We start from the raw sequence: 14785 nt of genomic DNA on the forward strand, positions 1-14785 counted from the left end.
ATTTAACTTCTAATTTACATACTTTGTCTTTTTTACAAACATTAATAATACAAATGATATTATAAAAAATATTGCTAAAAATAATACGCTCCATTGCATAGAGCCTGTTACTGAAATTAAAAAACCAAACACCAACATTCCAAAAACAATGGCTATTTTTTCAGTAACATCATAAAAACTAAAATAAGTAGCGTGATCTTTTGTTTTTGGTAACAATTTGGAATAAGTTGATCGAGAAAGAGATTGAATAGCTCCCATAACTAAACCTATTAAAGCTCCTAAACCATAAAAGTAAACATTCACACTTTCTTGAGATTTATCTAATAAAAAAGCAATGAAACAAACTAGCGCCCAAATAAAAATTGTTAATTTTAAGGCTAATAAGTTCCCAAATTTACTTGACAGTCTAGAGAATAAAAAGGCTCCAATAATCCCTACAAATTGTACTAAAAGTATTACAACTATTAAGTTTATTGTTGGCAATCCTAATTCTTGACTTCCAAAAATACCTGCCATTAAAATAATAGTTTGCACACCAACGCTAAACATAAAAAACGAAACTAAAAAATATTTTAAAGAAACATCTTCTTTTAATTCTGTTAAAACAACCTTTAATTCTTGTAATCCTTTCCAAATAAAATCTTTTGCTGGTTTTCTGTTATACACATTATTTGGCAACCTTCTATAGGTTATTTGGGCAAAACCAAACCACCAAATACCAACTAAAACAAAGGTTAAACGAGAAGCAAACGCCGCATTAGGAATACCAAATAATTCGGGTTTATTTACCATTACCAAACTAAACAACAACAATAAAATAGAGCCAATGTACCCTAACATAAATCCTTTTGCACTCACTTTATCTTGTTGTTCTGGAAAAGCAATTTCAGGCAAATATGCATTGTAAAAAACAATACTTCCCCAAAAACCAATACTTGCTAAAATGGTAAATACAATTCCAACCCAAAGTGTGCTTTCTCCTTCAAAAAAGAATAAACTCATAACTGATACAGATCCTAATAAACAAAACCCTTTTAAAAATTTTAATTTATTCCCAGTATAATCAGCAATTCCAGATAATATTGGTGAAATAAAAGCAACAATTAAAAACGCCAATGCCAAGGTGTAATTGTATAAAGTTGTAGGATTCCATTGAGTTCCTAAAAAAGTAATTTTCCCTTCAATGTTGGCAAAAGCCTCTGTAATACCACTATAATAAATTGGAAAAACAGCGGTACTAATAACCAAAGAATATACTGAATTTGCCCAATCATAAAATGCCCAAGCATTTATTAATTTCTTGTCACCTTTTTTTAATTTCATCATGTAAAAACAAAACTGTTCTTTTAAGAAGAACGCGCAACAAGTTACTTAATTTTTAGAATCTACTTCATTTTGAGCATTAAATTTATTTGCATAGGCAATGGCAGTTGGTAAATATGCTCGTAAATTTTGAATTCTAGTTTCATTTGATGGATGCGTACTTAAAAATTCAGGTTGTGAACTTCCGCCTTTTTCACTCATTCTAACCCAAACTTGAATGGCTTCTTCAGGGTTGTAGCCGGCCATAATCATAAAAACCATTCCAAGTTTATCTGCTTCAGTTTCATGAGTTCTACTATATGCTAACATTCCAACTTGTGACCCTACACCATAAATAGTATTCCATAAAATTTGAGACTCTGTATTTTGTCCAGCTGTTCCTAAAGCAACCGCAATACCTCCTAATTGTTGACCATAAGCTGTTGTCATTCTTTCTTGTCCGTGTTTAGCAAATGCGTGTGCAACTTCGTGTCCCATAACAGCTGCAATTCCATCTGTATTTGCACAAACTGGTAAAATTCCGGTATAAAAAACAACTTTTCCGCCAGGCATACACCAAGCGTTTACAGTACTGTCATCAATTAAATTAAATTCCCATCTATAACTATTAGCTTCATTAACCATACCATTTGCCCGCATAAATTGATCTACAGCTCTTGAAATATTCATTCCTACTGTTTGAATCACATTTGTCATTTCTGCATCTGATGAAACTTTATTCTCTTTCAAAAACCCTTCATATTGTGCAAAACTTGCTGGTAAAATTTCACTATCACTAACAATATTTATTCTTTGCCTTCCCGTTATAGGAACCGTACTACAAGCAATTATACTTATAAAAACAAGAATTAATGAGATTATTTTTTTCATTTTTAGTTTTTGTTAAATTTCTATTATTTGTAAAATTACAAATTCTATCTTTGCTCCAAAATCTTTAAACAAGTTATGAATACCAAAACTGTTGTAAACAACAATATACCAAAAGTTCCAAAACTAATTTTAATTACTGGTAAAATTTTACAGTTTTTTTCTACCAAATTAACTACCAATTTTGCTGTAAAATTATTTAAAACTCCAATTAAATATAAAACTCCTGAAATTGAGAAAGAAATGGCTAAAAAGGCAATTTCAAAACTTGTTTTTATTCCTGAATTACAACTAGAAGTAATGGTTTACACATATGGAAACGCAACAAAAAAAGCCTTACTTGTACACGGATGGTCTGGCAGAGGAACACAATTAGTTTCTATTGCAGACCAATTGTTAGAAAATGATTTTATGACTGTTAGTTTTGATGCTCCTGCACATGGAAAAAGTAAAGGTAAAACAACTATGATGACTGAGTTTATGGCTGTTTCAAAGTTTTTAGAAAAAGAAATGGGACCATTTGAAGTTGTTATTGGTCACTCTTTAGGAGGTATGTCTGTATTAAATAGTGTAAAACAAGGTTTAAACGTAAAAAAAGCAATTGTAATTGGTGCTGGAGATATAATTACTGATATTATTACCATATTTGTGGAAAAACTTGAATTGAAATTAAAATTTGTTGAAAAAATTAAACTTCATTTTTATAAAACTTTCAATGAATATATTGACGATTACTCAGGTAGTATTGCTGCCAAAGATGTAAAAATTCCTACACTTGTTATCCACGATTCTGAAGATAAAGAAGTTCCTGTAAGTTGCGCTTATCCTATTCGACAAAACTTAGAGCAAGGTGAACTTTTAATTACAAATGGTTTAGGCCACAAACGTATTTTAAATGACAACCTTGTTATAAACGAAATTATTACATTTATAAAGCAACCCAAATAACATGAAAAAAATACTAGTACTTATATTTTTATTACCTCTTTTCAATACAATTAGTTATTCGCAAAAATCAACAACAGAAACTATGGTTAAAAAAGTTACAAAAACAGATGCTGAATGGAAAGCAACATTAACACCACAGCAATATTTTATTTTAAGAGAAAAAGGAACTGACCGACCTAGCCAAGAAGGCTATACAGCTCATTTTGAAAAAGGAACTTACCACTGCGCAGCATGTAATTTACAACTTTTTGAATCTAATAGTAAATTTGAATCTCATTGTGGTTGGCCTTCATTTGATGATGCTATTGATGGTACTGTTGACTATGTATTAGACAAAAGTCATGGAATGATTAGAACAGAAATTATTTGTGCAAGTTGTGGCGGACACCTAGGTCATTTATTTAATGATGGACCTAAAGAAACAACTGGAGAGCGTTATTGCGTTAATACTACATCTATAAAATTTGTAAAAACTGAAAAGGAATAAGTCGTTTACATAAAAATCACAAAATAATAACACCTTTTTCAACTAAAACTTCAATTTTCGTATTTTTTACAGGATAAAATTACCTCATTGTTTTTTTATCATTATTTTTACCCCAATCTAAACAAAACATTATGAATCAAATTATCACCTTTGGAGAAGTTTTAATGCGTTTATCACCAGAAGGAAACAAAAAGTTTATGCAAGCAAACTTATTAGAATTTTATTTTGGTGGAACCGAATTAAATGTTGGTATTTCTATAGCCAATTTTGGAGGTGACGTAAAACATATTTCTTGTATTTCAGATGATTTTATTGGAGATACTGCCATTTCGTATTTACGTAAATTTGATGTTAGTACTTCAGCAATTGTGAGATCTAAAAGACCTTTAGGTGTTTACTTCTTAGAAGTTGGAGCCGTAATGCGCCCTAGTTCTATTTCTTACAACAGATCACATTCTTCTTTTTCAGAAATTAAACCAGAAATGGTAGATTGGGAAAAGTCTTTAAGAAAAGGTGTTTGGTTTCATTGGACAGGAATTACACCTGCACTTTGTAAAGGAGGTTATGAAACATTGAAAGAAGGTTTAATTCTTGCTCAAAAAAGAGGAATGGAAATTTCTGCCGACCCTACATACAGAAGTAACTTGTGGAAATATGATGGAGATCCAAAAGAAATTTTAAGAGATTTATTAAGCTACTCAACCATTTTTATTGGTGGTGTAAATGAAATAAACGAAGTTTTAGGTACTAATTTTAGTTATTCTGAAGAAGACTTTATTAAAGCCAGTAAATTATTAATGAAGGAATTTCCAACCATTAAAAAAGTGTTTGATAAAATTAGAACTGCTGTAAATGCTTCTTGGCATAAAATACGCTCAAGAATGTGGAACGGTGTTGAATTTAGAGAAACTAAAGATTTAGATATTACACATATTGTTGATAGAATTGGTACGGGAGATGCTTATGCTGCAGGTTTAATTTATGGATTACATCAAAATTTTGATGATTTTAAAGCAATGGAATTTGGAGCTGCTGCCAGTGCATTAAAACACACCTATGAAGGAGATGTTAATTACGCATCGGTTGATGAAGTGCTAGGTATTTTAGATGGAAATACTTCTGGTCGTTTCAACAGATAACACATTATAATTAAAAAGCATCTAATACCTACAATTGTGTTAGGTAAAAGATGCTTTTAAAAACAAACAATATTCTTTTTATTTTTCTACAAAAACTGGCTCAGGAATAATTACCTTTTCACTAAACATATTCCATAATTTAAAGCCACCTGCTACATTTACTATATTTTTAATATTATTATGACGTAATATTAATTCAGCTAAATAACCTCTTAATCCTTTTTGACAGAAAATAATTACTGGTTTTTCTTGACCTTTAATAAAATCAACGTGTGCTCTTAAACCATCTAACGGATAATTTACAGCTCCTGGAATGGTTCCTTTTTCATATTCAGCAGTTGTACGAGAGTCTATCAACAAATAGTCTGACATTTTATTTTCAGTAAAAATAGTTTCAAGTGCTTCTACTGAAATTTGTTCACTTTTTGAATTTAAAATGTTTTCAGTTACAAAACTTGTAACTACAACAGGATCTTTTGCAGGAGAAAATGGTGGTGCATAGGCTAAATCTAACTGCGCTAAATCTGTTATTTTTAATTTTGCATAAATAGCAGTACTCAAAACATCAATTCTTTTGTCTACTCCAACTTCACCAAACAACTCAGCTCCTAAAATCTCTTCAGTTTCAGAATTATAATAAATCTCAGTAATTAAATCTTTTTGACCTGGATAATATCCTGGTGTAGATCCGGCAATGGTTAATACTGTTTTATAAGGAATCTTTAACGTATCAAGTGCTTTCGGGTTTAAACCTGTTCTAGCCAATGTATAATCAAAAACTTTAATTATGGCCGTTTTATAAGCGCCTTTAAATTGAATATTTCCTCCAACTGAATTTGAACCTGCCGCTCTACCAGCTTTATTTGAATGTGTTCCTAAAGGAAAATAATCATATTCATTAGTTTGTAAATTCTTAATAGCTACATTATCTCCAGCTGCAAAAATATCACTAATTGAAGTTTCCATACGCTCATTTACTTTTAACGCACCGTTAGGAATATGATCTGCACCATTTACAATTAATAAATCAGTATTTGGTTTAATTCCAACACTTAAAATAACAAAATCAGTTTTTACCGTTTTACCATCTTTTATTTTTACATTGGCAATTTTCCATTCATTATCAAGCTCAAATTCTGAAACTAATCCGCCTGTAATTACTTCAATACCTTTTTCTTTTAAAACTTCTTCAGCAAACTTTCCAAATTTAGGTTGCCACATATTTAAGACTTGGCTATCACCTTCAATTAAAGTAACTTGTTTTCCTGCTTCAGCTAAATTCTCTGCAACTTCAATTCCAATTAACCCTGCTCCAATAACAGTAATATGTTTAGAGTTTGAAGCTAAACCTTCTTCTGTAATTTTATCAAAATCTACCATAGATCTACAAGTAGACCAATTTGTTGCTTTTTCAATATTTTTAATTGGAGGTACAATAGAACGTGCACCTGTTGCAAAAACTAAAGTGTCATATTCATAATCTCCTTTTTTTGAATATACAACTTTATTAGCTGCATCAATTTTAATAATTTCTTCGTTTAAACGAACATCAATATTAAATCTATTTTGAAGCAATTCAGGTTTTACAACAATTAAATTACTTCTATCTTCTATAACTCCAGAAAAAGCGTAAGGCATTCCACAGGTTGCATAACTAATATTTGCTCCCTTTTCAAACAAAATTATTTCTGCTTGTTCATCTTCTCTTCTAGCTTTTGCTGCTGCTGATGGTCCTGCTGAAAGACCTCCTATTACTATTATTTTTTTCATATGTCGTACTAATATTTCTGCAAATTTTAGACAAATATTTAAATTAGAGCGTGATTATTGTCACTATTTCGTTTGCGTAATTTTTGTTACGTATCTTATATAAAAGTAGTTTATAAGCACATAAAATACTTTCAATAAAACCATTAATTACTCATAAAATTATAGTTAAAACACCCTATTTAAACAAAAGAAAATAATATTAATATGATGTGATAAAATGATGATCATAAAAATAGATTCTTATCCATTTTTATTATATTTGCATTTCTCAAAATTGAAGTTAGAATATGTTTAATAATTTAAGTGATAAATTAGATAAAGCCCTCCACGTATTAAAGGGACATGGTAAAATTACAGAAGTAAATGTTGCCGAAACTTTAAAAGAAGTACGTAGAGCACTTTTAAATGCCGATGTAAATTTTAAAATTGCTAAAACCTTTACAAATACTGTTAAAGAAAAAGCGCTAGGACAAGATGTTTTAACATCTTTAAATCCTGGGCAATTAATGGTGAAAATTGTAAAGGATGAACTTACTGAATTAATGGGTGGTGAAACTGTTGGAATAAATCTTTCAGGAAATCCAACAGTTATTTTAATGAGTGGTTTGCAAGGTTCTGGTAAAACAACTTTTTCAGGTAAACTTGCCAATTACTTAAAAACTAAAAAAAATAAAAACGTTTTATTAGTTGGTTGTGATGTATATAGACCAGCTGCCATAAACCAGTTACAAGTTGTTGGTGAACAAATTGGTGTTGATGTATATGCCGAAGTTGGAAACCAAAATCCTGTTGAAATTTCACAAAACGCCATTAAACATGCAAATGAAAATGGTAAAAATGTAGTGATTATTGATACCGCAGGTCGTTTAGCTGTTGATGAAGCTATGATGACTGAAATATCAAACATTCATAAAGCTATAAATCCGCAAGAAACATTATTTGTTGTAGATTCTATGACAGGGCAAGATGCGGTAAACACTGCAAAAGCCTTTAATGATATTTTAAATTTTGACGGTGTTGTTCTTACAAAATTAGATGGTGATACTCGTGGTGGAGCCGCTTTATCTATCAAATCTGTAGTTGACAAACCTATTAAATTTATTGGTACAGGTGAAAAAATGGAAGCAATTGATGTTTTCCATCCAAACCGTATGGCTGATAGAATTTTAGGAATGGGAGATGTTGTTTCTTTAGTTGAAAGAGCTCAAGAACAATACGATGAAGAAGAAGCTCGTAAAATTCAAAAGAAAATTGCCAAAAACCAATTTGGTTTCGATGATTTCCTGAAGCAAATTCAGCAAATTAAGAAAATGGGTAATATGAAGGATTTAATGGGAATGATTCCTGGAGCAGGAAAAATGATGAAAGATGTAGATATTGATGACGATGCTTTTAAAGGTATTGAAGCAATGATACACTCTATGACACCAGGGGAACGATCTGAACCAAGAACCATAAATGCAAGTAGAAAAAAGAGAATTGCAAAAGGATCTGGAACTAGCATACAAGAAGTAAATCAATTGTTGAAACAATTTACTCAAATGAGTAAAATGATGAAAATGATGCAAGGTGGAGGCAGCAGACAAATGATGCAAATGATGAAAGGAATGGGGAAATAATAATTCCAAATTCAAGGTAAACCTTTTGGTTTGCCTTTTTTTTATACTATAAACTATTAACTTATGATATTACTAGATGGTAAAAAAACTTCAGCAGATTTAAAACTTGAAATTGCTGAAGCTGTTAAAGAAATAAAATCAAAAGGAAAAAAAACACCTCATTTAGCTGCTATATTAGTAGGAACTGATGGTGCAAGTATGACCTATGTAAATGCCAAAGTTAAAGCTTGTGAATTGGTAGGTTTTAACTCTACATTAATTGATCTTCCTGAAGAAACTTCTGAAGAAACATTATTACAAGAAATTGAACAACTAAATAATAATATTGATATTGATGGTTTTATTGTTCAATTACCATTACCAAAACATATTGATGAGCAAAAGGTTTTAATGGCAGTAAACCCTGATAAAGATGTTGACGGTTTTCACCCAACAAATGTTGGACGTATGACTTTAGATTTACCTTCATTTTTACCAGCTACTCCATTTGGAATATTAGAATTATTAGAACGTTACAAGGTTCAAACTTCTGGTCAACATGTTGTTGTTATTGGTAGAAGTCATATAGTTGGTCGTCCAATGAGTATTTTAATGAGCCAAAAAAGACCTGCTGGTGATGCTACTGTAACAGTTGCACATAGTAGAACAAAAAACTTAAAAGAATTAACATTACAAGCTGATATAATTGTTGCCGCTTTAGGTATTCCTGAATTTTTAACAGGAGATATGGTAAAAGATGGTGCAACCATTATTGATGTTGGAATTACTAGAGTTGACGATGCTTCTAAAAAAAGAGGATATCGTTTAGCTGGAGATGTGCATTTTGATAGCGTAGCGCCTAAATCAGCATTTATTACTCCTGTTCCTGGTGGTGTTGGACCAATGACAATTGCAATGCTTATGAAAAACACACTATTAGCTTGTGAAAGAAAGGGCTAATTAGGTAAAAATAGTATTAAAAAGCATCTAATAAATTAGATGCTTTTTTTATGCTTCTCTATTAACTAAGTCCATTGAAAATGCAGGTAAACAAATGGCCAAATATTCGCAAGGTTCATCAAACGGATTTGAATATTGAATTCTTGCTCCTTTTTCAATTTTAATAGATTGTCCTGCTTCTAAAATTATAGTATCTCCTTCAATCACAAATTGTTTTTTACCTTTAATTATATACGTATATTCATCAAACTCTGGAGTTTGAAAAGGTTCACTCCATTTTGCAGGTGCAACCATATGTGCTATACTTAACTCTGATTTTATACTAGCCAAACCAAAATGCTCTTCAATTAATTTACCATCATTTGTAGGAACAATAAACGGTAAATTTTGTACTTTATATTTTTTCATAAATAAACTTTAATTCAAAAATTACTTTAAACTTCTCTTTAAAAGTAGTAAATTAGTATAGATTTCTCACCCAAATTCATTCAGTTTAATTAAAAATAATTAAGATGAAACTTACTTTTTTTGGCGGAGCAGAAACCGTTACAGGTTCAAAAATTTTAATAGAAGTAAATTATAAAAAAATTCTGATTGATTGTGGTCTTTTTCAAGGACTAAAGGAATTACGAAAAAAAAATTGGGAGGCTTTACCAATTGACTTAAACAATTTAACAAGTGTTATACTTACCCATGCACATTTAGATCACTCAGGCTATTTACCTTTATTAGTTAAAAATGGTTATAAAGGATTTATTTATTGCACAAAACCAACAAGAGATTTAACCGAAGTAATTTTATTAGACAGTGGTAAAATTCATGAAGAAGATGCCAAAAGAGCAAATAAATACCACTACACTAAACATAAACCAGCAAAACCACTGTATAATATTCAAGATGCAAAAGATGCAATTCAAAAATTAAAAGGGTTTGATTTTGATAAATGGTTCCCTATTGATGAAAACATTCTATTTAAATTTGTAAACAGTGGTCATATTTTAGGAAGCGCATTTGTACTTTTAAAAATTAATGAAAAAATTATTGTATTCTCGGGAGATATTGGAAGAAAACATCCAATTATTTTAAATCCTTACAAGTATATTACACACGCCGATTACTTGGTAGTAGAATCAACTTACGGAAATAGAGTGCATCCAACATCTACAATAAAAAGTAAATTATTAAAATATATCAATCATACATATTCAAAAGGTGGCTCTTTAATTATTCCAACATTTTCAGTTGAACGAGCGCAAGAAATTATATACATTTTAAGCGTTTTAAAACAAGAACAACAATTACCTAAAATACCTATTTATTTAGATAGTCCAATGGGTGTAAACGCAACAAATATTTATTATTCTCATAAAAATCACCATAATCTTTCTGAACAAACTATTCAAAATATGCAATCTACAGTTCAGTTGATAAGTGAAGTACAAGCATCAAGGACAATTGTGAATGATGAATCTCCAAAAATTGTATTGGCAGGAAGTGGTATGCTTACAGGTGGTAGAGTACTACATTATTTAAATAAAATGATTGAAGATCAAAAAAATAGTATTTTAATTGTTGGATTTCAAGCAGATGGAACAAGAGGAAGAGCGCTGCTTTCAGGAGATTCTGAATTGAAATTTTTTGGAAAATACCACAAAATAAAAGCCGAAGTATTTAAAATTAATGAATTTTCAGGACACGCAGATCAGAGCGAATTATTAGATTGGCTGCAACATTTTAAAACACCACCATTACTAACTTTTATAAATCATGGAGAACCACACCAAAGTCAAGCTTTAAAAACAAAATTAAAAACAACTTTAAACTGGAAATGTACTGTTGCAAAAATGAATGAAGTATATTATTTAAATTAAAACTAGTTAAACCAAATAGTAAAATATTTAATTTTAGAAACATCAGGAATTTGATCTAAAGAAATTTCTTCTCTACTAAATTTACTAATTCCAAGCTCTTCTTTATCAATGGCAATTGTGGCATTTAATTCATCAATATAAAGCGTTGCAGAATTCAACGTAGTTTCAACTTTATTAATTTTATAGTTGGTATTAATATCTTTAAAAGTAGACTGTAAACTAATCCCTTTTTCAGTACTATAATCTACACCAAATAATTGTATACTTTTTAATGTTGATGTTGAATCATTTTGTTCTACAGGAACAATAGAAAGTAACTTATGTCCATCTTCAGAAAAAATTTCATACTCATCATTTGCATTAAAAAAAGAGTCTTCCTCATTCTCATTTATATCAGCTAAATGACTCACAATAGAATCATTTGCAAAAATAAATTGCAAATCTTGTATGGTTGTGTTTGTATTTAATAAACCAACATTTCCCTTTTTTATTAAATATTCATTCTTATTGGAACATTGTACCAACATTAATGATAACAATAAAAGGAAAATAATTTTTTTGATAGCATTCATAGGCAATCTAATCTCTTTTTAATGAATCTTTATAACGCTTAAATTTAGAAAATATTTAATAAATTAAAACTTTATATCACTCTTTTTAAAATACCCAAAACACCTCTTATAAATGTAGCACTTGTTACTACTTTTAATATAGGATTCATTTTAGTACTTGATCTTCTTTTAGATGAAGTTGCTTTTTTTGAAGCTTTTTGTTTTTTAGCTTCAACAGCTTCCTCTTCATTTATTTTTTCAATTTTTTCGTTCAATATTTCGTAAGCACTTTCTCTATCAATAGCCTCATCATACTTATAATACAATCTAGAATCATCAATTAATTCTTTAATTTCTGATTTTGAAAGCACATCCATTCTACTCATTGGTGCCCGCATCATTGTTGCTGCTAAAGGTGTTGGTCTACCTTTTTCATTTAATACAGATACAAATGCTTCTCCAATTCCCAACTGTGTCAATGTTTCATCCACATCATAATATTCAGAATCAGGATAATTTTCTGAAGCCAATTTAATTGCTTTTCTATCTTTTGCAGTAAATGCACGTAATGCATGCTGAATTTTTAAACCTAGCTGCGCCAACACATCCTCAGGAACATCTTTAGGGTTTTGTGTTACAAAAAATATTCCAATACCTTTTGAACGAATCAACTTTATAATACTTTCAATTTGAGAAAGTAAGGCTTTTGAAGCTTCATCAAAAATTAAGTGGGCTTCATCAATAAATATAACCAATTCAGGTTTACCACTATCTCCTTGTTCTGGAAACGACGAGTAAACTTCAGCCAATAATTGTAACATAAATGTTGAAAATAGCTTTGGTTTGTCTTGAATATCGGTTAAACGTAAAATTGATATAATACCTTTACCTTCTTTATTTTTTCTAACTAAATCTTGTACATCAAATGAACGTTCTCCAAAAAAGATATCTCCTCCTTGCTGATCAATTTCAATAATCTTTCTTAAAATAGCTCCGGTACTTGCCGATGAAATTCTACCATATTCTGCTTGTAACTCTTCTTTTCCTTCGGCTGTAGCAAATTGCAATACTTTTCTAAAATCTTTTAAATCTAATAAAGGTAACTTATGATCATCACAATACTTAAACATAATAGAAACTATACCTGCCTGTGTAGCCGTTAAATCTAAAATTCGAGAAAGTAACACCGGGCCAAACTCTGAAACAGTTGCACGCAAACGCACTCCATTTTGTGCTGAAATAGTTAATAATTCAACAGGGAATTTTTTACTTTCAAAAGGTAAACCAATGGCTTCATGTCTTTCATCAATCTTTGCATGACCAGGACTTGGCTGTGCCAATCCACTTAAATCTCCTTTGATATCCATCAATAAAACAGGAATCCCTTTTTCCGAAAGGTTTTCTGCCATAACCTGTAACGACTTAGTTTTACCCGTACCTGTAGCCCCAGCAATCAATCCATGTCTATTCAATGTTTTTAAAGGAACCTTTACAAAAGCATCTTTTATAGTTTCACCATCTAACATTGCAGATCCAAATGTTAAATAATCTCCTTTCGTCTTGTAACCTTCAGTAATATGATTGAAAAATATTTCCTTTCTGTCCATGTGCTATATTTTGCATAAAAATAGCATATATAAATCAATTTAAAAATTTGTACAGAAATTAAGTTGAAAAATTTCTTTATTGGTAGTTATCACTATATTTGCAGCATGATAAATGAAGAAACACAACAACTAATTAATAAAGGAGAAATGCTTCCTTTAATGGAACAATTTTATACCATTCAAGGAGAAGGTTACCATACAGGAAAAGCAGCTTATTTTATTAGAATTGGAGGTTGTGATGTAGGCTGTCATTGGTGTGATGTAAAAGAAAGTTGGAATGCAAACTTACATCCACCAACACTAACAAATACAATTGTTAACAATGTTAAAGAGTTTGCCAATACAGTAGTTATAACAGGAGGTGAACCTTTAATGTGGAGTTTAAATTATATCACTAATTTACTTCAAAACAACAATATTAGAACTCATATTGAAACTTCAGGAGCTTATCCACTAAGTGGTCAATGGAATTGGATTTGTTTATCACCTAAAAAAACAAAATTACCTTTAGAAGGAATTTATACAAAAGCGCACGAGTTAAAAATCATAATTTCAAACAATCATGACTTCAAGTTTGCTGAAGAGCAAGCAAGTAAAGTGTCTGAAAATTGTGAATTATATTTACAACCTGAATGGAGTAAAAGAGAACAAATAACACCTAAAATTGTTGATTATGTAATGAAAAATCCAAAATGGAAAATTTCACTACAAACACATAAATATTTAAATATTCCGTAATTCTATTTTAATTTAGTTTCAACAATCTTATATATTTGTTCAAACTGCTCCTCTAAAGTTAAATTTGAATTATCAAACTCAACAGCATCTTCTGCTTTTATTAATGGAGAATCTTCTCTTGTAGAATCAATGTGATCTCTATATTTCACATTCTTTAAAATCTCTTCAAAAGTAACAATATCACCTCTCTCAGTTAATTCATCATACCTTCTTTGCGCTCTTTTTTCTGCGGAAGCATTCATAAATAACTTCAATTCAGCATTTGGAAAAACAACAGTACCAATATCTCTACCGTCCATTACAACACCTTTATTCAATCCCATTTGTTGCTGTTGCTCTACTAATTTTTTACGTACTTCACTAATCTCTGCAACCTTACTAACCAATTGAGAAACTTGTAATGTTCTAATTTCATGTTCCACATTCACATCATTCAAATAAACTTCAGCAAATCCAAGTTTAGCATTATATATAAATGATATCTTAATTGTATCTAAAGTTAAAATTAAATTTTCAACATCAAAATAGTCATTAGATATAAAGTTTTGCTTCATGGCGTACAAAGTTACAGCTCTATACATTGCACCAGAGTCTACATAAACATATGCTAATTTCTTTGCTAACTGTTTGGCAACAGTACTTTTTCCTGTAGAAGAAAAACCATCAATGGCAATTGTAATTTTTTTCAATATGATAATTTAAATAAATTAGTAAATAACTAAGAATTTTAAGGTAAAATAAAACCAATTTTATACCCAACAAAAATACAGAAGTTTTACAATTTAAGTTCATATATAATACAAAACTTCCGATCAAACGGGCAGTTTTTTTTAACCTAATGACAAAAAAAACCTTCAACGATAATGTTGAAGGTTTTCAAAAGAAAGGCGGTGACATACTCTCCCACCATAGTGGCAGTACCATCT

14 protein-coding genes are annotated in these 14785 nt (G+C 30.2%); 7 read left to right on the forward strand and 7 right to left on the reverse strand.

Annotation, left to right across the window (positions count from 1 at the left end):
* Positions 1-9: 9 nt before the first annotated feature.
* Together ACFQ5N_RS02755 and ACFQ5N_RS02760 are read right to left on the reverse strand one after the other, a co-directional pair.
* Positions 10-1326: an MFS transporter gene (locus tag ACFQ5N_RS02755; RefSeq protein ID WP_386807534.1), complete on the reverse strand. Its 1317-nt coding sequence runs from the start codon at positions 1324-1326 to the stop codon at positions 10-12.
* A 45-nt stretch (positions 1327-1371) separates the two neighbouring features.
* Positions 1372-2193, reverse strand: coding sequence for a M48 family metallopeptidase (locus tag ACFQ5N_RS02760; protein ID WP_386807536.1), 822 nt, complete (start codon positions 2191-2193; stop codon positions 1372-1374).
* Positions 2194-2268: 75 nt separating this feature from the next.
* Here ACFQ5N_RS02760 and ACFQ5N_RS02765 point away from each other — a divergent pair, with 75 nt between their 5' ends.
* The 3 genes from ACFQ5N_RS02765 to ACFQ5N_RS02775 all read left to right on the forward strand — a co-directional run bounded on the left by ACFQ5N_RS02765 (position 2269) and on the right by ACFQ5N_RS02775 (position 4764).
* Positions 2269-3138: an alpha/beta hydrolase gene (locus ACFQ5N_RS02765; RefSeq protein ID WP_386807537.1), complete on the forward strand. Its 870-nt coding sequence runs from the start codon at positions 2269-2271 to the stop codon at positions 3136-3138.
* A 1-nt stretch (position 3139) separates the two neighbouring features.
* A complete protein-coding gene (msrB, locus tag ACFQ5N_RS02770) occupies positions 3140-3625 on the forward strand; it encodes a peptide-methionine (R)-S-oxide reductase MsrB (RefSeq protein WP_386807538.1) in 486 nt (161 codons plus the stop codon).
* Positions 3626-3756: 131 nt separating this feature from the next.
* The gene (locus ACFQ5N_RS02775; protein ID WP_386807540.1) at positions 3757-4764 is read left to right on the forward strand and encodes a sugar kinase; all 1008 of its coding nucleotides are present in this window, start codon (positions 3757-3759) and stop codon (positions 4762-4764) included.
* Between the two features lie 78 nt (positions 4765-4842).
* On the opposite strand, the gene ACFQ5N_RS02780 is transcribed toward ACFQ5N_RS02775, so the two are convergent.
* Positions 4843-6534 (reverse strand): FAD-dependent oxidoreductase, encoded by a 1692-nt coding sequence (locus ACFQ5N_RS02780; protein WP_386807541.1) that lies wholly within the window; start codon positions 6532-6534, stop codon positions 4843-4845.
* Positions 6535-6821: 287 nt separating this feature from the next.
* Between ACFQ5N_RS02780 and ffh the strand changes: the two genes are divergently transcribed.
* Both ffh and ACFQ5N_RS02790 read left to right on the forward strand, forming a co-directional pair.
* Positions 6822-8153 carry a signal recognition particle protein gene (gene ffh / locus ACFQ5N_RS02785; RefSeq protein WP_386807542.1) on the forward strand — a complete coding sequence of 444 codons (1332 nt, stop codon included), beginning with the start codon at positions 6822-6824 and terminating at the stop codon, positions 8151-8153.
* Positions 8154-8216: 63 nt separating this feature from the next.
* On the forward strand, positions 8217-9092 hold the full coding sequence (locus tag ACFQ5N_RS02790; RefSeq protein ID WP_386807544.1) for a bifunctional 5,10-methylenetetrahydrofolate dehydrogenase/5,10-methenyltetrahydrofolate cyclohydrolase: 876 nt from the start codon (positions 8217-8219) through the stop codon (positions 9090-9092).
* Positions 9093-9140: 48 nt separating this feature from the next.
* Here ACFQ5N_RS02790 and ACFQ5N_RS02795 read toward each other — a convergent pair whose 3' ends face one another.
* On the reverse strand, positions 9141-9500 hold the full coding sequence (locus ACFQ5N_RS02795; RefSeq protein WP_386807545.1) for a cupin domain-containing protein: 360 nt from the start codon (positions 9498-9500) through the stop codon (positions 9141-9143).
* 104 nt (positions 9501-9604) lie between these two features.
* Here ACFQ5N_RS02795 and ACFQ5N_RS02800 point away from each other — a divergent pair, with 104 nt between their 5' ends.
* Complete coding sequence (locus ACFQ5N_RS02800; protein WP_386807546.1) at positions 9605-10963, forward strand: MBL fold metallo-hydrolase RNA specificity domain-containing protein; 1359 nt, start codon at positions 9605-9607, stop codon at positions 10961-10963.
* Between the two features lie 2 nt (positions 10964-10965).
* Here ACFQ5N_RS02800 and ACFQ5N_RS02805 read toward each other — a convergent pair whose 3' ends face one another.
* Both ACFQ5N_RS02805 and ACFQ5N_RS02810 read right to left on the reverse strand, forming a co-directional pair.
* Positions 10966-11535 (reverse strand): hypothetical protein, encoded by a 570-nt coding sequence (locus ACFQ5N_RS02805; protein WP_386807548.1) that lies wholly within the window; start codon positions 11533-11535, stop codon positions 10966-10968.
* A 71-nt stretch (positions 11536-11606) separates the two neighbouring features.
* A complete protein-coding gene (locus ACFQ5N_RS02810) occupies positions 11607-13121 on the reverse strand; it encodes a helicase HerA-like domain-containing protein (protein ID WP_386807549.1) in 1515 nt (504 codons plus the stop codon).
* A gap of 105 nt (positions 13122-13226) precedes the next feature.
* Between ACFQ5N_RS02810 and ACFQ5N_RS02815 the strand changes: the two genes are divergently transcribed.
* Positions 13227-13859: a 7-carboxy-7-deazaguanine synthase QueE gene (locus tag ACFQ5N_RS02815; RefSeq protein ID WP_386807551.1), complete on the forward strand. Its 633-nt coding sequence runs from the start codon at positions 13227-13229 to the stop codon at positions 13857-13859.
* Between the two features lie 2 nt (positions 13860-13861).
* Here ACFQ5N_RS02815 and cmk read toward each other — a convergent pair whose 3' ends face one another.
* Positions 13862-14548, reverse strand: coding sequence for a (d)CMP kinase (gene cmk / locus ACFQ5N_RS02820; protein WP_386807553.1), 687 nt, complete (start codon positions 14546-14548; stop codon positions 13862-13864).
* Between the last annotated feature and the right edge of the window lie 237 nt (positions 14549-14785).

This window comes from Lutibacter holmesii (assembly GCF_042679665.1).
GTDB lineage: Bacteria > Bacteroidota > Bacteroidia > Flavobacteriales > Flavobacteriaceae > Lutibacter > Lutibacter holmesii.

What these genes read in the sequence shown, in the direction of transcription:
- ACFQ5N_RS02755 (WP_386807534.1), bottom strand. Translation starts at nt 1,326, where the DNA reads ATGATGAAATTAAAAAAAGGTGACAAGAAATTAATAAATGCTTGGGCA.
- ACFQ5N_RS02760 (WP_386807536.1), bottom strand. Translation starts at nt 2,193, where the DNA reads ATGAAAAAAATAATCTCATTAATTCTTGTTTTTATAAGTATAATTGCT.
- ACFQ5N_RS02765 (WP_386807537.1), top strand. Translation starts at nt 2,269, where the DNA reads ATGAATACCAAAACTGTTGTAAACAACAATATACCAAAAGTTCCAAAA.
- msrB (WP_386807538.1), top strand. Translation starts at nt 3,140, where the DNA reads ATGAAAAAAATACTAGTACTTATATTTTTATTACCTCTTTTCAATACA.
- ACFQ5N_RS02775 (WP_386807540.1), top strand. Translation starts at nt 3,757, where the DNA reads ATGAATCAAATTATCACCTTTGGAGAAGTTTTAATGCGTTTATCACCA.
- ACFQ5N_RS02780 (WP_386807541.1), bottom strand. Translation starts at nt 6,534, where the DNA reads ATGAAAAAAATAATAGTAATAGGAGGTCTTTCAGCAGGACCATCAGCA.
- ffh (WP_386807542.1), top strand. Translation starts at nt 6,822, where the DNA reads ATGTTTAATAATTTAAGTGATAAATTAGATAAAGCCCTCCACGTATTA.
- ACFQ5N_RS02790 (WP_386807544.1), top strand. Translation starts at nt 8,217, where the DNA reads ATGATATTACTAGATGGTAAAAAAACTTCAGCAGATTTAAAACTTGAA.
- ACFQ5N_RS02795 (WP_386807545.1), bottom strand. Translation starts at nt 9,500, where the DNA reads ATGAAAAAATATAAAGTACAAAATTTACCGTTTATTGTTCCTACAAAT.
- ACFQ5N_RS02800 (WP_386807546.1), top strand. Translation starts at nt 9,605, where the DNA reads ATGAAACTTACTTTTTTTGGCGGAGCAGAAACCGTTACAGGTTCAAAA.
- ACFQ5N_RS02805 (WP_386807548.1), bottom strand. Translation starts at nt 11,535, where the DNA reads ATGAATGCTATCAAAAAAATTATTTTCCTTTTATTGTTATCATTAATG.
- ACFQ5N_RS02810 (WP_386807549.1), bottom strand. Translation starts at nt 13,121, where the DNA reads ATGGACAGAAAGGAAATATTTTTCAATCATATTACTGAAGGTTACAAG.
- ACFQ5N_RS02815 (WP_386807551.1), top strand. Translation starts at nt 13,227, where the DNA reads ATGATAAATGAAGAAACACAACAACTAATTAATAAAGGAGAAATGCTT.